The organism is Thermomonospora cellulosilytica (assembly GCF_014138835.1).
In the GTDB taxonomy this organism is placed as follows: domain Bacteria; phylum Actinomycetota; class Actinomycetes; order Streptosporangiales; family Streptosporangiaceae; genus Thermomonospora; species Thermomonospora amylolytica.
Window position 1 is genome coordinate 1028053 of record NZ_JACJII010000001.1, and the last position, 17904, is coordinate 1045956.

General features: G+C 72.8%; 13 protein-coding genes. 4 read left to right on the forward strand and 9 right to left on the reverse strand.

Features of this window, described 5'->3' with window-relative positions; all coding sequences use genetic code 11:
- Nucleotides 1-444: 444 nt before the first annotated feature.
- On the reverse strand, nt 445-1404 hold the full coding sequence (gene trxB / locus HNR21_RS04990) for a thioredoxin-disulfide reductase (protein ID WP_182704255.1): 960 nt from the start codon (nt 1402-1404) through the stop codon (nt 445-447).
- Nucleotides 1405-1592: 188 nt separating this feature from the next.
- Here trxB and HNR21_RS04995 point away from each other — a divergent pair, with 188 nt between their 5' ends.
- The gene (locus tag HNR21_RS04995) at nt 1593-2162 is read left to right on the forward strand and encodes a dienelactone hydrolase family protein (RefSeq protein ID WP_182704256.1); all 570 of its coding nucleotides are present in this window, start codon (nt 1593-1595) and stop codon (nt 2160-2162) included.
- A 323-nt stretch (nt 2163-2485) separates the two neighbouring features.
- Here HNR21_RS04995 and HNR21_RS05000 read toward each other — a convergent pair whose 3' ends face one another.
- From HNR21_RS05000 to HNR21_RS05025, 6 genes are all read right to left on the reverse strand, one after another.
- Nucleotides 2486-3265, reverse strand: a complete 780-nt coding sequence (locus tag HNR21_RS05000) for an anti-sigma factor family protein (protein ID WP_182704257.1) — start codon at nt 3263-3265, stop codon at nt 2486-2488.
- 23 nt (nt 3266-3288) lie between these two features.
- Nucleotides 3289-3846, reverse strand: a complete 558-nt coding sequence (sigM, locus tag HNR21_RS05005; protein WP_220500546.1) for an RNA polymerase sigma factor SigM — start codon at nt 3844-3846, stop codon at nt 3289-3291.
- A gap of 225 nt (nt 3847-4071) precedes the next feature.
- Nucleotides 4072-5679, reverse strand: a complete 1608-nt coding sequence (locus tag HNR21_RS05010; RefSeq protein ID WP_119731486.1) for a protein kinase family protein — start codon at nt 5677-5679, stop codon at nt 4072-4074.
- Nucleotides 5680-5904: 225 nt separating this feature from the next.
- Nucleotides 5905-7683, reverse strand: a complete 1779-nt coding sequence (gene murJ / locus HNR21_RS05015; protein WP_312880850.1) for a murein biosynthesis integral membrane protein MurJ — start codon at nt 7681-7683, stop codon at nt 5905-5907.
- Nucleotides 7595-9805, reverse strand: a complete 2211-nt coding sequence (locus tag HNR21_RS05020; RefSeq protein ID WP_246441961.1) for a DUF6049 family protein — start codon at nt 9803-9805, stop codon at nt 7595-7597. Before HNR21_RS05020 ends, murJ begins: the two co-directional genes overlap by 89 nt.
- 123 nt (nt 9806-9928) lie before the next feature.
- On the reverse strand, nt 9929-10459 hold the full coding sequence (locus tag HNR21_RS05025) for an aminoacyl-tRNA deacylase (RefSeq protein ID WP_182704259.1): 531 nt from the start codon (nt 10457-10459) through the stop codon (nt 9929-9931).
- A gap of 191 nt (nt 10460-10650) precedes the next feature.
- Here HNR21_RS05025 and HNR21_RS05030 point away from each other — a divergent pair, with 191 nt between their 5' ends.
- The 3 genes from HNR21_RS05030 (at nt 10651) to HNR21_RS05040 (ending at nt 14241) form a co-directional block, all read left to right on the forward strand.
- A complete protein-coding gene (locus tag HNR21_RS05030; protein WP_182704260.1) occupies nt 10651-12114 on the forward strand; it encodes a CCA tRNA nucleotidyltransferase in 1464 nt (487 codons plus the stop codon).
- 156 nt (nt 12115-12270) lie between these two features.
- Nucleotides 12271-13593 carry an adenosylmethionine--8-amino-7-oxononanoate transaminase gene (locus HNR21_RS05035; RefSeq protein ID WP_220500040.1) on the forward strand — a complete coding sequence of 441 codons (1323 nt, stop codon included), beginning with the start codon at nt 12271-12273 and terminating at the stop codon, nt 13591-13593.
- A gap of 69 nt (nt 13594-13662) precedes the next feature.
- Nucleotides 13663-14241, forward strand: coding sequence for a dihydrofolate reductase family protein (locus HNR21_RS05040; protein WP_182704261.1), 579 nt, complete (start codon nt 13663-13665; stop codon nt 14239-14241).
- Between the two features lie 178 nt (nt 14242-14419).
- Here the strand turns inward: HNR21_RS05040 and HNR21_RS05045 are convergent, their stop codons facing one another.
- Together HNR21_RS05045 and HNR21_RS05050 are read right to left on the reverse strand one after the other, a co-directional pair.
- Entirely contained in the window at nt 14420-15700 is a 1281-nt protein-coding gene (locus tag HNR21_RS05045) for an MFS transporter (RefSeq protein WP_182704262.1), read from the reverse strand.
- Between the two features lie 74 nt (nt 15701-15774).
- Complete coding sequence (locus HNR21_RS05050) at nt 15775-17436, reverse strand: ABC transporter substrate-binding protein (protein WP_182704263.1); 1662 nt, start codon at nt 17434-17436, stop codon at nt 15775-15777.
- Between the last annotated feature and the right edge of the window lie 468 nt (nt 17437-17904).

The following is a 17904-nucleotide window of genomic DNA, read 5'->3' on the forward strand; positions in this document are numbered from 1 at the left end:
CGCGAGCTTGCGGCTCGATACCGCGTACCTCGGGCTGCGTCCCGTTCCGTTCGTCCCCGGCCGCCGGTGGTGGGGCCGGACGGGGCCTGGGTCAGTGCCGCCTCGCGTCCGGTGACCACGCAGCCTGCGGCCGGGCGGTCGTGGGAACGCGGGTGCGGTCGGGAACGGCGGTGGTGGCATCGGCTGCTCGGGGCGTTCACCGCTGTCGGGGTCATCTGAGGCGGTCTCGCGTGCGGCGGAACGGTGCGGGGCGTACGGCTGCTGTCGGAGGCCGGTTGCGAGCGGGCCTTGGAGGAGCAGTTCCGCGGCGTGGACCGCATCCTGAAGGGCTCGGCGCCTGACGACGTCCGTCAGGGGTCCTGGGGGGCGGGTCGCGGAAGGTCCTGGAACGCGGGAACGGCCGGCTCGCGGGGAGCCGGCCGTTCCGTGCGGGACGTCCGGACGTCAGGCGTCGGGCTGGTGGACGAGTTCGGCCTCGCCCTGGTCGGCCAGGTAGCGCTCGGCGTCGATGGCGGCCGAGCAGCCGGTGCCGGCGGCGGTGATGGCCTGGCGGTAGATGTGGTCGACCACGTCGCCGCAGGCGAAGACGCCGGGGATGTTGGTGCGGGTGGTGGGGGCGTCGACGATCAGGTAGCCGTTCTCGTCGATGTCGAGCTGGCCCTTGAACAGCTCGCTGCGCGGGTCGTGGCCGATCGCGATGAACAGGCCGGTGACCTCGAGGGTGGACTCCTCGCCGGTCTTGCGGTTGCGGATGCGGACGCCGCTGACCCGGTCGTCGCCGAGCACGTCGACGACCTCGCTGTCCCACACGAAGCGGATCTTGTCGTTGGCGAACGCCCGGTCCTGCATGATCTTGCTGGCCCGCAGCTCGTCGCGGCGGTGCACCACGGTGACGGACTTGGCGAACTTGGTCAGGAAGATCGCCTCCTCCATGGCGGTGTCGCCGCCGCCGACCACCGCGATGTCCTGGTCGCGGAAGAAGAAGCCGTCGCAGGTGGCGCACCAGGAGACGCCGCGGCCGGACAGCCGCTTCTCGTTCTCCAGGCCCAGCTCGCGGTAGCCCGAGCCGGTGGCGACGATCACCGCGTGCGCCCGGTACTCGTCGTCGCCGACCTTGACGATCTTCGGGTCCCCGGTCAGGTCGACCTCGGTGACGTCGTCGGCGATCAGCTCGGCGCCGAACCGCTCGGCCTGCTTGCGCAGGTTGTCCATCAGGTCCGGGCCCATGATGCCGTCCGGGAAGCCCGGGAAGTTCTCCACGTCGGTGGTGTTCATCAGGGCGCCGCCGGCGGTCACCGAACCCTCGAAGACCAGCGGCTTGAGGTCGGCCCGCGCCGCGTAGATGGCGGCCGTGTAGCCCGCCGGGCCCGAGCCGATGATGATGACGTTGCGGACGTCGCTCACGTGTGCGCCTTCCTTCCGTGCCGGGTCGGTCGGGATTCGGACCGCCGTCGTCTCCGCTCGGCCCTGGCGTGACCCGGTCCGCCAGTGGCGTCAACCGATCCTAGGCCCCGCGGATTCCCGGTGTGCCGTACGCCCAATCCTGGTGGCAGGATGCCATCCGTCCGACCAGCGGAGAAAAGGGGGACACGGTGGCGCGGATCCTGCTGCTGCACTCGATGTACGGGCTGCGCCCGGCGGTGCGCGCGGCGGCCGACCGGCTGCGCGCGGCCGGGCACGAGGTGCACGTGCCCGACCTGTACGTCGGCCGGACGGCCTCCGACTCCGGGCAGGCCGAGAAGATCCGGGAGGAGATCGGCCGCGACGAGCTGCTGCGCCGCGCGGTGGCCGCCGCCGCGCCGCACTCCGACCGGGGCCTGGTGTACGCCGGCTTCTCCCTCGGCGGCGCCATCGCCCAGAACCTCGCCCTGGCCGACGAGCACGCCAGGGGCCTGCTGCTCCTGCACGGCACCTCGCAGCTCCCCGACGACGCCTCCACCGACATCCCGGTCCAGCTCCACGTCGCCGATCCCGACCCGTACGAGACCGACGACTGGCTCAACGTCTGGTACCTCAAGATGCGCCGCGCCGGAGCCGACGTCGAGATCTACCGCTACCGGGGCGCCGGCCACCTCTACACCGACCCCGACCTCCCCGACCACGACCCCGACGCCGCCGAACGCACCTGGCGCATCGCCCTCGACTTCCTCGCCGACCTCTGACGGACACGGCGCGGACCCCGCGCCGCACGATCGACGGCCTCCATCCCGCCGCCCACGCACCCACCACCGGTGCCCGCCCGCCTCCGCCGTGCGGGCCGACCCGCGGCGACGGCGACCAGAGCAGTCCCGCATGGTCGGCAACCACCCAGGTCGCGCTCGGGGCGGGCGCCTCCGCCCCGAGCGGCTCTGCCATGCGGCGATGTTCCACGGGAAACATCGCGGACCGCGCCATGGGCGCCGCGTCGGCAGGCGCGTGAGCGGGTGGGCGGACAGGGCGAGGCCCCGCGAGGGGATGGGCTCGCGGGGCCTCGTGACTTCCTAGATCAGGGAGTGCGGGCCGGGATCGTCGTCTCCTCGACGATGTCGGAGTCGGTCGCCGAGCAGGACGGGCCGGCCACCACGACGCGCCAGGTGGAGGAGTCCGTGGGGACCACCACGACGGTGGCCTCGCGGTTCTCGTAGGTGGCGGCGTCGACCAGGACGGGCTTGGCTCCCCGGGTGATGCCCTGCACGCAGCCCTGCAGACGGTCGGGGACCGAGGCCAGCGCGGGAAGCGTGCGGGACCTGGGGACCAGGGCGGTGACCTGGTCGCCCAGGGTGGCGGTCTGGTAGGCGGTGCCGCTCCGGACGACGGTGAACGGGGCCTGCGGACCCACCGCGGGAGTCTCCCGGGGAGGGTCGGCCGGAGGGGCGTGCGAGGTCGCCGCATGGTCGTCGCCGTCGAGCAGGGAGCCGCCCATCAGCTCGGTGCCCACGAAGGCTCCGGCACCGACCACCGCCACGGTGGCCGCGGCGGCGCCGATGACCCGCAGATGCCGCTTTCCGCGTTCGCGCGCCCGGCGGTGATGCGAGATGCTCGCGACCCCGGCCGTGGCCATCGCCTCGGCCGTGATGGCCGCCTCGATGCGCTCGGCCAGTTCCGCGGGCATGGGCGGGACCGGGACGTCCGCCAGGATCCGGGACACGTCGGCGATCTCGGCCGAGCGTTCCCGGCATTCGGCACAGCTGTCCAGATGCGCGTTGGCGGAGGCGGCGTGGGTGTCGTCGAGCAGACCTTCGGCCAGGTCGGCCAAGGCGTCGTGGTCCAGGTGTGCGGGGTTCACTTGGGCCGGCCACCTCCTTCCTTCTACTTATCCGTATCTTGGACGTTCCCGCGCGCCTGACGGTTCCTCAGGTGCGCCAGCCGGGGGGCGAGCCGGGCACGGCCGCGCGCGCAGCGGCTCTTGATGGTCCCCGGCGGAACGTCCAGGAACTCGGCGGCGTCGTCCACCGCGTACCCCATCATGTCCACCAGGATCAGCGCCGCCCGCTGCTCGAACGGCAGCTCCGACAGCGCCGCGGTGACGTCCAGCAGCGTGCCGTGCCCGTCGGTCGGGTCGGGCAGCTTGGGCGCCAGCGCGTCGATCTTGGCCTCGTCGCCCATCGGGGTGGCCGGCCGGATCGACTTGCGGCGCAGCCGGTCCAGGCAGGCGTTCACCACGATCCGGTGCAGCCAGGTGGTCACCGCGGCGTCGCCGCGGAACCGGCCGGCCGCGCGGAACGCCGACAGGAACGCGTCCTGCAGCGCGTCCGCGGCCTCCTCCGGATCGCCCAGGGTGCGCAGCGCGACCGCCCACATCCGTTCCCGGTGCCGGGTGACCAGCAGGCCGAAGGCGTGCGGGTCGCCCTGGGCGTGCCGGGACATCAATTCTTTGTCGGAGACCTCGTCCACGGATGACGTGCTCACGGACGTCACGGGAGAAAGTCCTCGCGCTCGCGAGCGGCTGCTTGGGTAGGCACCACGATTTTCCAGGGGGTACGGGTACAGAACTGCTGAGGGGCACGATACCGACTTACGCCCCCACGGGGCATGGCTCGACGCGTCAGGAAACGTTTCGTGACCCGACCGCCCCGATCACCAGGGAACCGGTCAACCCGGACGCCCGTAGACGGTCACCTCGCCGACCTGCGCCTTGTTGCTCACCGGCAGCTTGGTGATCCACAGCAGCACGTACCGGCCGCGGATCACCTGACCGGGCCTGATCTCGATCGTCCCGGAGGTGGTGGTCCGCTCGTCGATCCGCCGCATCCGCTCCCGGACGTCCTGGTCGCCGACCCGGACCTCCAGCGTCGCTCCGGCGCCCGCGCCCGGCACGGTCACCTCGATCCGCTCGATGCCGGCCGGCGAGCCCAGGTCGAGCATCACCCCGACCCCGCGCAGGTAGTTGCCGAACGAGGGGTTGGCGTAGGTCTGCGACTCCCAGATGGTGCCGTCCTTGCCGTCGTGCACGGACTTGGCGGTCTTGATCACCGTGGGGTCGGGATGGCCCGCCTGGCGCTCCTCGTACAGCCCCCGCGCGTTCTTGATGTCCAGCTTCCGCACGGACGGTTTCTGGGTGGCGTCGGCGGGCGGGCGGCTGCCGTTCGCCCCGGGACCGCCCTGGTTCCCGTCGCCGCGGGTCAGCGCCCAGGCGCCGACCCCGACGATCACGGTCAGGGCCGCGGCGGCGACCGCCAGCAGCGGGCGGCTGAGCCCGTCGCGGCCGCCGCCGGCCGGGGACGCGACGGTCGGGGCGGGCGGGGCAGGCGGCGGGTATCCGGCGGCCGGCCGGGGCTGCGGACGCGCGGCGGGCGGGGCGGGCTGCGGGGACTGCTGCGGAACGACCGGCGCCGGACGGGTCGCCCCGGCGGCGGGCGCGGGCCGCGGCCGGGGCGGCCGGTTCTGCACCGACGGCGCCTGGCCCGCGGCCGGACCGGCGAACAGCGGCAGCGGGGTGCGCGGAACGGTCCGCAGCGCCGCGGCCAGCTCGGCGGGCGTGTTCAGCGGCTGCTGCCCGTTCGGCAGCGGCAGCCCGAGGGCCCGGCAGATGATCGTGTCGAGCGCCGCCGACACCCCGGCCTGCACCTGGCGGGCCGCCCGGCACACCCCGTCCGCCTGGGGGGCGGGGGGCAGGTCGCACTCGGCGGGGTCGCCCGGCCAGCGCGCGGTGACCGAGGCGTACAGCATCCGGCCGAGCGCGCGGGTGTCCTCCAGCGCCGGGTCCTCGGAGCGCACGTCGGCCAGCACCGCGTCCACCGCCACGCCCAGCAGCTTGACCGTGCCGCCGGTGGTCCACAGCAGGTGCCGCGGGCACAACTGCAGGTGGGACAGCCCGGCGGCGTGCGCCGCGGCAATCGCCTCGGCCGCCTCGTACAGCAGGGTGGCGGCCCGGCCGGGCTCCAGCGGGGCCCGCTTGAGCATGGCCTCCAGGCTCTGCCCGGCCGCCCACTCGCTGACCACGTAGGCCTGCTCGCCGCTGTCGTCGGCGTCGAAGACCTGGGTGAGCCGGGGGTCGGTGAGCCGGCTGGCGGCGCGGGCGGCGGTGACCACCTCGCCGACGCGGGGGAAGTCCGGGTCGAAGGTCCGTACGGCGACGGCGCGCGCCAGAATCTCGTCGATCGCCTTCCAGAGCGTCGATCCGCCGGATCGGCCGACCCGCTCCTCGAGGCGGTACCGGCCGGAGAGGCGGGTTCCGGGTTCGATGATGGACGTGCTCACGACGTCCTGCGCAAGTGGTCGAGTCCCATTATCGTGGCGCGGCAGCTTACGCCTCCGACCCTCCTCTTTGCGTTCCGCAGGGTGTCGCCCGGCAAGCCGTAGTCCCCAACATGGTAGTCCTTGACCGAGGCCCGGTCCCGCCTTATCCGCGCGCGTCTGAATACTTGCCCGTTCTTGGCGATGAACACCGAGGTGAGCGCGGTGTCACCGATCGGGTAGGCGGGGTCAGCCACGGCCGGGCAGCCGCCGGGTGACGGTGGACAGCATGGTCTGCACCTCCGCGACGCGCAGCAGGCGGGCGAAGACCAGGTACAGGATGCCACCTCCGGCTCCGCCGACGATCAGCGACAGCAGGGCGGGGGCGAAGCCGGGGCCGAGCCAGGCGTCCACGATCGCCTGCACCGCGTAGGCGAACCCGGCCAGCGGGCAGATCGCCACCAGCAGCTTGACGTGCGTGCCGACGATCCGGCGGCCGTCGATGCCGCCGAGCTTGCGGCGCAGCACCAGCCACGACACCAGCAGGCCCACGGTCTGGGCCAGCGCGAACCCGCCCGCGATGGCGACCGCGACCCGCTCGGGGTCCAGCAGGGCGCTGGCGGTCACCGCGACGGTGATGTTGGTGGCGATCACCGCCAGCACGATGAACGCCGGGGTGCGGGTGTCGTTGTGGGCGTAGAAGACCCGCAGGGTGAGCTGGTACGCCGCGAACGGCACCAGCGCCACCGCGAACACCTGCATGATGTGCGCGATCACCAGGCCGGCGTCCCGGTCGATCTCGCCGTGCTCCAGCGTCACCGCGATGATCTCCGGCCCGAGCACCACCATCAGCGCCGCCGCCGGCAGGATGATCACCGAGGCCAGCCGCAGCCCGGAGGAGAAGTCGTCGCGCACCAGCGCGGTCCTGCCCTCGGCGGCGTGCGAGCTCATCCGCGGCAGCAGCGCGGTGATCACGGTGACCCCGATGATCGCGTACGGGAGCTGGAAGAGCTGGTAGGCGTACGAGTAGGGGCTGTAGCCGTGCCCGGGGGCGGCGTCGCCGGCGGCGTTGAGCAGCGAGGTGGTCACCGCGAACGCGGTCTGCGTGGCCACCAGGTACAGCAGGCTCCAGCCGGCCATCGACATGATCTGCCGCAGCTCGCCGCCCTGGAAGTCCAGCCGGGGCCGCCAGCGGAAGCCCGACCCGCGCAGCGACGGCCACAGCGCCAGGGTCTGCATCGCGATGCCGCCGATGGTGCCCCCGGCCAGGATCGCCACCTGTCCGGAGGTGATCGACTCCGGCGTGACCGTCCCGGTGGTGACCAGGATGAACAGCACGCCGGTGCAGCAGATGACGATGTTGTTGAGCACCGGCGCCCACATCGGCGCGGCGAACCGGTCGCGGGTGTTGAGGATCGCCCCGGCGAACGCGCTGATCCCCAGGAAGAAGATCTGCACCGCGAACAGCCGGGTGAACAGCACCGCCAGATCGCGCTTGTCCCCGGAGAAGTCCCGGGCGTACACGTAGTCGATGAAGATCGGGGCCAGCAGCACCGCCACCGCGGTCATCATCACCAGCCCCAGCACCGCCAGGGTGAACAGCCGCTGCTCGAACCGGGCGCCGTACTTGGCGTCGCGTTCCTTGGCCCGCACGATCAGCGGCACCACCACCGCGGTGAGGATCCCGCCGAGCAGCAGGTCGTAGACGATCACCGGGATGGTGTTGGCGGTGTTGTAGGCGTCGCCCAGCGCGGCCGTGCCGATCGCCGCGCCGAGCACCGCGGTGCGCAGGAAGCCGGTGATCCGGGAGAACACCGTGCCCAGCGCCATCAGCGCGCCCGAGCGCAGCAGGTTGGCCCCGCGCCCGCCGCCGGACTGCGCGGCGGCCCGTTCCCCCTGCTCGGGGGCGGGCGGCGCGGCGGTGGGGGCCGCCGGAGGATCAGGGTTCGGCTGGACGTTCGGCGGGGTGTTCGGCGGGATCGGCCGGCTCGTCGGGCCAGGGTGGTTCGCCTCCGGGTGACCCGTCACCAGCTGCCTCCATCTTGTTGCGGCGCCGCGCCCGCATCGCTCGGAACCCGACGCCGACGAAGAGTACGGCAAGGGAGCCTCCCGTGATAAGGAGGGCCACCGGGCCGTACCCGGTCGTGTTGATCCGGAGCGTGTGGGCCGGACGGAACGGCTTGCCCTGCGGGGTGAGCAGCTCGATGTCGACCAGCGCCGCGCCCTGCGCGTACGACTCGACCTCGAAGTCGATGCTGGGGCTCTCGTTCGGGCCCACCTCGATGGTCCTGGTGTACTCGCCGATCTGCAGCCGGGCCGGGATCCGCGAGGTGATCTTCACCTGGAGCCGGACGGTGCGGTCGGGCAGCCCGTTGGTGATGGTGAACGGCACCCGCCCGGTGCGCCCGGCGAGCTGCACGGTGTCGCCCCGGCGGGACACCCGGACCTTGTCGATCTCCTTGTCGAGCAGGTCGCCGAACAGGTCCCGGGCGGCGCGGGCGCGGCGGGCCCGGGTGCCGCCGCCGCGCCAGGAGCCGGACACCGTCCGCAGCACCGCCCGCTCGTACGGCCAGACCGCCGGCTGGAAGACGGTGGAGAAGGTGCCGGCCCGGCCGGCGATCCGCTTGACCTCGCGGAGGTAGGTGCGGCCCAGCTCGTGGGCCTGGTAGGCGCTCGGGTAGCCGGTGAACGTCATCGGCTCGCGGCGCCTGGCCTGGGCGATCCGGTCGACCCGGGCCGGCCGCAGCCACGGCAGGTCCTGGGTCCAGCGCAGCAGGTTCTCGGCGAACAGCGGGTCGGGGTTCCAGCGCCGGGCGGGGGCGATCACGATGGTGCGGCCCTGCAGCGGCAGCTCGGCGGTGATCATCGCGGTCTCGGCCAGGAACCGCTGCTCGGCCAGCAGCCGGGTCCCCGGGGTGCGGGTGCCGGCGCTGACGATGTCGCTGAGCACCGGATCGTAGGTCACCACGTTCCGCTGGCCGGCCGAGGTCCGGACGGTGGTGGGCGAGCCGGGCGTGAAGGTCGTCTGGGCGGGCTGGAAGAGCGCGCTGGACATCAGGAACGACTCGGTCCCCAGCTGTGCCATCCGGCCGAGGGTGCGGGTGCTGGCCGCGCCCTCCGCCGGCCAGCCCACCTTGGCGGCGGGGGGCCTGCCGAGCACCTGCTGGGCCAGGCCCATGTGCTTGTAGGAGATCTCCAGTTGCCGGCCCATCCCGTTGCGGACCAGCGCCTCGGCGTCCACGTCGGCGTACGGGAGCACGAAGTACGGGTCGCCGGCGGAGGTCTTCTTGAACCGGTCGAGCCAGGTCCGGGCGTTCTGGCTGGCGGGCCGGCCGGCCGGGTCGCGGTGGGGCGGGCGCACCGTGTACGGCCGGGTCATCGCCTGCGCGTCGTCCAGCAGCGCCGGGTCGACCGCCCAGGTCAGCGGGGTGCCGGTCTTCTCGGCGGCGGTGACGACGCCGCCCAGCCGCCCGGTGGGCGCCAGCTCCCTGTCGAGCCCGTCGTCGAGGAACGAGTGGTCGGTGGTGCGCCGGGTCCGGTCGGTCACCGGCCACACCCACCCGATCGAGGTCCTCTGGTAGCGGCCGGTGGGGGGCCGCCACACCATGAACGTCACCTGCCCGGCGAGCTGCTGCCCGGCGGCGTTGAAGAACTCCACCCCGATCGGGTACGCCCCGAAGTCCCGCAGCCCCAGGTTCCCGGCCCGGACGGTGAGCTGCCACGGCACCGGGGTGTTGCCGGCGGGCACGGTCCCGTTCCCCAGCGGCTTCGGCGCGGTGAGACCCGGCAGGCTCCCCACGTTCCACTTGGCGGCCTGCGCGAGCTGGCCGCGGCTGCTCATCCGCTGGGGGAGGTAGCGGAACCGGTAGTGGACGCCGGTGAGCGGACGGCCGGAGCGGTTGACCACGTGGCCCTTGATGGTCAGGTTGGTCCGGGGCGTGACCGTGCGCTCCGACATGTCGGTCAGCACCAGCTCCAGCGGGGTCTGCGCCTGACGCGGCGCGGCCGCCGGGGGCGCCGCGGACTCCGGGCTGTTCGCGGACGCCGAGGCGTACCGCTGGGGAGCGGGTGCGGGGACCGCGATCACGCAACTCGAGAGCACGGCGACAACCGCCGCGCGACGCCACACCCTCAAGCCATAACCGTCCATTTGCGCAGGGTGCCGGAACTCCGGACTACGGGCTCGATGGTAGTGCCGTCGGACACCGCGTCCGACCGTTCCGCGGAAGCGGCCGGGCGGTGTGGGGGGTCGTCCCCCCACACCGGTCGGCGCTCAGCCGGCGCGAACGGAGGCGCTCATTCCCAGCGGCTCCCGGGGCTGCCCCATGGGCTTGGCCCGGCTCAGCGCGTACACGTCCGCCAGGCGCACCGCCAGCGCCGTCCACCCCTCGCCGGTCGCGGTGTAGACGATCTCCTCGTCCGGCAGGTGGCCCAGCGCATCCTGGTCGGCCAGCACCGGGACGGTGTCCGGCAGCAGCAGCGGGCACACCAGGTCGGCGGCGTAGTCGGTGATCGAGTTGACCAGGTCGGGACGGGCGGGGCGGACCAGCCGCGCGCCCACCGCGCGGCGGATCCGCTCCAGCGGGGGCGTGCCGCCGGCGAGCGTGATCACCGCGGCCAGAAAGCGTTCCCCGGTCGCCGCGCCCGCACAGCCGAACATCCGGACGGCCAGGCAGCGTCCCGGCGCCAGTCCCAGGGCGTGCGGAAGGTCGTCGGCCCTGGAGACGGGGTGGCGCAGGCGCATGATCTCGTGTGCGATCTCCCGCTCCAGCAGCGCGCGGTGAATGGCGAGTGCGTCCTTCATCGTCGACCTCCGGCGGCATGAGGTGGACCGTACGCATACCCGTCATGATTCACTTGATTCACCACGGGGTGCTCAGAAAGTAACCCGAGGAAAACTGCATGTGAACCCTGCCGGCAAAAGTCCTGCGGTACAGCGGGGACAGGCCGCCAAGATTTTTTGTTTGTAAGCCGTCTCGTGAGGTCATACGCTCGATGCCCGTGCCCAACGCCCCCACCGACGAACCCACCCCCGAGCAGCGCCAGGCCATCGCCGCGCTGCTGGCCCGGGTGATCCCGCCGGCGGCCGACGAGCTGGGCCGCCGGTTCGCCGCCGCGGGACACGAGCTCGCGCTGGTCGGCGGCCCGGTCCGGGACGCGCTGCTGGGCCGGCCCGGCAAGGACGTGGACCTGACCACCGACGCCGCCCCCGAGAAGGTGCTGGCGCTGGTCGAGGGCTGGGCGGACGCGGTCTGGACGATCGGCATCGAGTTCGGCACGGTCGGGCTGCGCAAGGGCGACCTGCAACTGGAGATCACCACCTACCGCAGCGAGTCCTACGACCCCAGGTCCCGCAAGCCGTCGGTGTCGTACGGCACCTCGCTGACCGAGGACCTGCGGCGGCGCGACTTCGCGGTGAACGCGATGGCGGCACGGCTGCCGGGGCACGAGTTCGTCGACCCGTTCGGCGGGCTGGGCGACCTGCGCCGCAAGGTGCTGCGCACGCCGGGGCGCCCGGAGGACTCGTTCAACGACGACCCGCTGCGGATGCTGCGCGCCGCCCGGTTCGCCGCCCAGCTCGGCTTCACCGTGGCGCCCGAGGTGGTGGCGGCGATGTGCGACATGGCCGCCCGCATCGAGATCGTCTCGGCCGAGCGGGTCCGTGACGAGCTGTCCAAGCTGATCTGCGCCGCGCACCCGCGCGAGGGCCTGGCGCTGCTGGTGGACACCGGCCTGGCCGACCACGTGCTGCCCGAGCTGCCCAAGCTGCGGCTGGAGATCGACGAGCACCACCGGCACAAGGACGTCTACGACCACACGCTGATCGTGCTGGAGCAGGCGATCGCGCAGGAGGAGTCGGGGCCCGACCTGGTGCTGCGGCTGGCGGCGCTGCTGCACGACATCGGCAAGCCCAAGACCCGCTCGTTCGAGCCGGGCGGGCGGGTGACGTTCCACCACCACGAGGTGGTCGGGGCGAAGATGACCCGGCACCGGCTGTCCGCACTGCGCTACCCCAAGGACGTCGTCGCCGACGTCGCCCGGCTGGTGGAACTGCACCTGCGCTTCCACGGCTACGGCACCGGCGAGTGGACGGACTCGGCGGTGCGCCGCTACGTGCGGGACGCCGGGCACCTGCTGCCGCGCCTGCACAAGCTGACCCGCGCCGACTGCACCACCCGCAACAGGCGCAAGGCCGAACGCCTCCGCCGCACCTACGACGACCTCGAGGCCCGGATCGCCCGGCTGGCCGAGGAGGAGGAGCTCGCCAAGATCCGTCCCGAGCTGGACGGCAACGAGATCCAGGCCGTCCTCGGCATCAAGCCCGGTCCCCTGGTCGGCAGGGCCTACAAGCACCTGCTCGACATCCGCCTGGACCGCGGCGTCATCGGCAAGGACGCCGCCAAGGAGGAACTCCTCCGCTGGGCTCGCGAGCAGGGCCTGGAGCCCCCGGCCTCCTGACCTCTCCGCGCGCCCGGCCGTCCTCGTACGCGGTCATCGGGCGGGGCATTCCGGCGGTCGGATTCCGCGCTCTACGGGAGCGTCAAGTGGAAGCGCGTGGTTTTTGTGGGGTCGCCCCGGATCGGGACGGGCGCGAAGCGGCCTAGGCTGCGGGGCATGGCGGAACATGCGGCGATGAACCCCGAGGAGATCGAGCGGCTGCTGGCGTTCGACCGGGAGCATGTGTGGCATCCGTACGGGCCGATGCCCGGGGCCGTGGACAACCATCCGGTGGTGGCGGCCGAGGGCGTGCGGCTGGTGCTGGCGGACGGGCGGACGCTGATCGACGGGATGTCGTCCTGGTGGGCGGCCGTGCACGGGTACCGCCACCCGGTGCTCGACGCGGCGGTCGCCGACCAGATCGGGCGGATGTCGCACGTGATGTTCGGGGGGCTGACGCACCCGCCGGCGGTGCGGCTGGCCTCGCTGCTGGTGGACCTCACCCCCGAACCGCTGACCAAGGTCTTCTTCGCCGACTCCGGGTCGGTGTCGGTCGAGGTCGCGATCAAGATGGCGCTGCAGTACCAGCGGGCGCTGGGGCGGCCCGAACGGCACCGGCTGTTCACCGTGCGCGGCGGGTACCACGGCGACACGTTCGCCGACATGTCCGTGTGCGACCCGGTCAACGGGATGCACCACCTGTTCACCGGGGTGCTGCCGCGGCAGATCTTCGCCTCCCCGCCGCCCGGGGGGTACGCCGACGAGCCCGACCCGGCATACCTGGACGAACTGGCGTCGCTGGCCGCCCGGCACTCCGGGGAGATCGCGGCCATCATCGCCGAGCCGGTCGTGCAGGGGGCGGGTGGGATGCGCTTCTACTCCCCCGCCTACCTGCGGGCGCTGCGGGACCTGGCCGACGAGCACGGGGTGCCGCTGATCCTGGACGAGATCGCCACCGGGTTCGGCCGTTCCGGAACGTTCTGGGGCGCCGACCACGCGGGCGTCGTGCCCGACATCATGTGCGTCGGCAAGGCCCTCACCGGCGGCTACCTCACCATGGCCGCGACGCTGTGCACCTCGGAGATCGCCCGCGTGATCTCCGAGGGGGAGGGCGGCGGGCTCATGCACGGCCCGACGTTCATGGCCAACCCTCTGGCCGCCTCGGTGGCCTGCGCCTCGCTCGAACTGCTGACCGGCCGCGACGGGCGGGGGCGCGACTGGCGCGCCGAGGTCTCGGCCATCTCGGCGGTCCTGGAGGACGGACTGGCGGAGACCCGCGGGCTGCCGGGCGTACGCGACACCCGCGTCCTGGGCGCGATCGGCGTCATCGAGACCGTCGAGCCCGTCGACGTCCCCGCGATCCAGAAGATCACCATGAGCCACGGCGTCTGGCTCCGCCCGTTCCGCAACCTGATCTACACCATGCCCCCGTACGTCTGCACCCCGGACGAGGTCGCCCGGATCACCGAGGCCATGGTCGCCGCCGCCCGCTCCCTGTGACCCCCGCTCCGGGCGCGCGGATGTAGGGGCGGGTGGTTTCGTGGAAGCGGACGAACGAGGAGGAGCGCCGTGGGCAAGGTCGTGGTGGACATCAGCATGTCGCTGGACGGGTTCGTGGCGGCGGCGGGCCGTACGCCGGACGAGCCGCTGGGGACCGGCGGGGAGCGGCTGCACGAGTGGGCGTTCGGCCAGGACGAACGGAGCCGCGCGCTGCTCGAGGAGGCCGTCGGTGATCTGGGAGCGGTGATCACGGGCAGGACGACCTACGACGACTCGGTGCGCTGGTGGGGCGCCGACGGGCCGAGCGGGCCGGCGCGGCGCCCGGTGTTCGTGCTCACCCATCGGCAGCCGGAGGACGTCCCCGAGGGCGGGGTCTACACGTTCGTCACCGGCGGCGTCGAGGACGCCCTGAGGCAGGCTCAGGCGGTGGCGGGCGACCGCACCGTCAGCGTGATGGGCGGGGCGAACGTCATCCAGCAGTACCTGGCGGCCGGGCTGGTGGACGAGATCTCCCTGCACCTGGTGCCCGTGCTCCTCGGCGACGGTCTGCGCCTCTTCGAACACCTGGGCCGCCAGGTGTCGCTGGAGCGCATCGATGTGGTCGACGCGCCCGCGGCCCTGCACACCCGCCACCGCATCAAGGCTTAGGCGGCATCCCGCGGCTCCGCGCCGCCGGCCGCACCCGTCCGTCCTTCCACGGACGCCTTGGCGACCTGGCCCAGAGCCTGTCGTCACAGTGCCCCGGTGGTGTCGGCCGGTCGAGCAGAGGCCGGGCGGACGTGGGCGCGTGCGTCGTGGACGCCGTGCGGCCACTGTGACGACCGGTCTAGGCGGTGGGGGCGGGGCGGCGTATGGCGGATGTCCAGTAGGCCGTGGCGCCGATGGCGTAGGCGGCGATGACGATGAACAGCATCAGGTGGGAACGGCCGTTGGGCGGCACGGACACGGCGGCCAGGGCGGCGGCGCCCACGAACATGGCGTTGAACAGCATGTCGTACACGGCGAAGACCCGGCCCAGGTAGGCGTCCGGCACCGTCTCCTGGAGGATCGCGTCGACGCTGAGCTTCACCCCCTGGGAGACCACCCCGAGCAGGAACGCCAGCACCATCCAGGGCACGTTCGCGAACGGCAGCCCGAAGACCGCCAACGCCACCGCGGCCGACCCGAGCAGACCGGCGATCCAGGCGTCCTTGCCGATCCGGGGGACCACCAGCGGGGTGAGCACGGCGGCCAGGAAGTATCCGATCCCCGACACCGCCAGGACCCCGGCGGCCCGGTTCAGCCCCTCGTCCACGTCGTCGCTGAACAGGTAGCGGTACAACAGCAGGGTCATGATCAGCGTGACCCCGTACCAGAACCGGTGGAACGCGATCGCCCCCAGCGCCAGGGCGACCTTCCGGGTCCGCCCGATGTACCGGGCCCCGTCCCCGAGCCCGCGCAGCACGTTGCCCAGGGCCTCCCGCGTCTGCGGCGGCGCGGTGTCCAGGTCGGGGCCGAGCCGTTCCCGCCCCAGCGTCGTCGCGACCAGCCCGGCCAGCAGATACAGCCCGGCCGCCGACAGCAGGATCCCCGCCGTGCCGGCCTGCCCGCCCCCGAACGCCAGCCGCAGCAGATAGCCCAGCCCGCCGCCCGCGAACGCGGCCACCGTCCCCGACGTCACCGCGAACGCGTTCGCGGTGACCAGCAGTTCCCGTTCCACCACGTGGGGCAGCGCCGCCGACAGCGCCGACAGGAAGAACCGGTTGACCCCCATCACCACCAGCACGGCGAGGAAGAACCCCACCCCGTCGTGCCCGGCCAGCAGCAGCCCCGCCGTTCCCACGACCAGCCCGGAGCGCAGCACCGGCGCCCACACCAGGACCTGCCGCCGCGACCACCGGTCGAGGAACACCCCGACGAACGGCCCCAGCACCGAGTACGGCAGCAGCACCACCGCGAACGCCGCCGCCACCTTCCCCGCCGACGCCTGCCGTTCCGGCGAGAACAGGATGTAGCCGGCCAGCGCCACCTGGAACAGCCCATCGGTGCACTGCGACACCACCCGCGTCGCATAGAGCCACCGGAAGTCCCGCCCCCGCACCACCGCCCGCAACTCCGTGCCTCTCACCGAGCCAGAGTATTGCGGGCCGCCCGTGGGAACTCCCCGCCCCGTCTCCTCGGGGCCGCCCGGAGGAGACGGGGTCAGTGCTGGGTCAGCCAGAGGCGGGTGTAGTCGTACGTCTGGGCGGGGGGCAGGAAGCGGGCGCCGCGGACGCGGGCGGAGTGCTGGATCGGGACGGCGCGGTCGACCAGCGGGACGATGGAGGCGTTCTGCATGGCCAGGCGGTCGAGCTGGTTCCACAGGCCGGTGGCGCGGTCGAGGGCGGGGGCGTTCAGGGACTCCTTGAGCATGTGCCGCACGTACAGGTCGGGGTGGTCCTCCAGGAGCGGGGCCAGCGCGGAACGGCCGTTGTTGCCGAACCAGTCGGGTCGCGGGGTCACCAGGGCGAGGTCGGCGTCCGCGTCCTCGTCGCGCAGCTCGATCTTGATGCCGCAGTCCGCCACGCTCTCCTTGACGGCCTCGGCGACGTCCTCGTGGCCGTGGGCGGCCAGGGTCAGCTCCAGCCCGTCCTCATGGCCGGCCTTGCCGAGCAGGTCCTGGCAACGGGCCGGATCACCGGCGTCACCGGGCGACGGGTAGGCGATGTGCTCGAAGTACCCGGTGTTGCCGGGCGCGATCAGCGTGTGCAGCGGGCGGGCCGCCTCCGGGCCGCCGAACGCCCGGATCACCGCGGTCCGGTCCACCGCGTACTGCACGGCCTGCCGGACCCGCCGGTCCGCGGTCGGCCCGTTCCGGCCGTCCATCACCAGGTACGGCGCGATCCCCGGGACCTGCCGGAACGTGAAGCCGTCCGTCCCGCGCAGCCGTCCGATCGCCGCCACCGGCACCGGCTGGTCCCAGGACAGGTCGGCGGTCCCCCGCTCGATCTGCCGCTGCACCTCCTCGGGGTCGTTCACCCCGAACGTGATCCGGATCCGGTCGACGTGCCGTTCCCGCAGCGGGTCCGAGGCGGCCCGCCATGCCGGGTTGTGCTCCAGGACGTAGGAACGGCCGGGCTGGTACGAGGCGATCCGGTACGGCCCGTTCGAGATGGTGTTCCGCCGGAACTCGGGGCCGTCCGGCACGTACTCGTCGTACTCCTCGGGAGCCGCGGCGGCGGACGGCAGCGCCAGCATGTTGAGGAAGTCGGTGGCCGGGCGGATCAACGTGAACACCAGCGTGCGGTCCCCGTCGGCCTTCACCCCGGCGATCGAGTGCTCCTTCTGGTACGCGGCCATCGCCTCCGCGTCGTCGTCCGGCACCTCCTGATAGCCGTCGCAGAACTCCGCCATCCCCTTGACGGTCGCGATGTAGTACTCCCGGTACGGCGACGGCGCGGCCGGGTTGCACAGCCGCTCGAACCCGCGCACGAAGTCCTCGGCGACGACCGCCCGCGCCGGCCGGGTGTCCCACTGAACGTCCCTGCGCAGCCGGACGGTGTACGTCTTCCCGTCCTTGCTGATCCCGCCGTTCTCCTTGGTCGGCACCCGCTCGGCCACGTCCGCCTGGACGGGCACCGTCTCGTCGAAGTTGTTGGACGCGCCGGTCGCGAGCAACGTCCGCGCGAACACCCGGTTCAGCCCGTACGCGTGCACCCCGCCGGCACTGGCCGGATCCAGATGCTCCACGTCCTCGGCCCCGACGACCTGCAGCGTTCCCCCCGCCCGAGGCGCCGAGCCCGTACTCTCCGCTCCGCACCCGGCCAGCGCGAGCACGACGACGCCGATCCCCGCGACCCAGGCGCTCCCAGCCCTCCGAGCCATCGCCCCTCCAACACTCGCCACCACCTGACCGACCGCCCCCAGCATTCTCCCGTCCCAAAAGCGAACACTTACCCACCCCCTGTGTCGCCTCCCTCACACCCGGCCCCGACCCGTCCGCCACAGTTCCAGCACCAACCGTCCGGACAGCGAACGAGCGCGCGCGGCCACCGCATGAACACCCCACCTCCGGCCACCGCCTGAACGTGTCGTCAGCCGATGGCCCAGCGGCTGATCGTGTGCGGATGCCGGCCGTTTGATGAGTTCACCCGGGAGCGGGCGCGCGTCGGCAGAGCGCAGGGACTTGCGGGGCCACCGTGACAACGCGGCCTGAGCCGGGAGAGCCACCCCAGCACGGCGAGTACTTTGATGGCGCTCACCCGGAAGCCGGGCACGCTGGCAGGACACAGGGGCTTGCGGACCACCGTGACGACGCGGCTTGAGGCGGGAAGAGCCCTTCCAGCACGGCGA

Coding starts and splice junctions, on each gene's coding strand:
- HNR21_RS05030 (WP_182704260.1), top strand. CDS start 10,651: ATGCCCGTGCCCAACGCCCCCACCGACGAACCCACCCCCGAGCAGCGC.
- HNR21_RS05025 (WP_182704259.1), bottom strand. CDS start 10,459: ATGAAGGACGCACTCGCCATTCACCGCGCGCTGCTGGAGCGGGAGATC.
- HNR21_RS05050 (WP_182704263.1), bottom strand. CDS start 17,436: ATGGCTCGGAGGGCTGGGAGCGCCTGGGTCGCGGGGATCGGCGTCGTC.
- sigM (WP_220500546.1), bottom strand. CDS start 3,846: ATGTCCCGGCACGCCCAGGGCGACCCGCACGCCTTCGGCCTGCTGGTC.
- HNR21_RS05035 (WP_220500040.1), top strand. CDS start 12,271: ATGGCGGAACATGCGGCGATGAACCCCGAGGAGATCGAGCGGCTGCTG.
- HNR21_RS05020 (WP_246441961.1), bottom strand. CDS start 9,805: ATGGACGGTTATGGCTTGAGGGTGTGGCGTCGCGCGGCGGTTGTCGCC.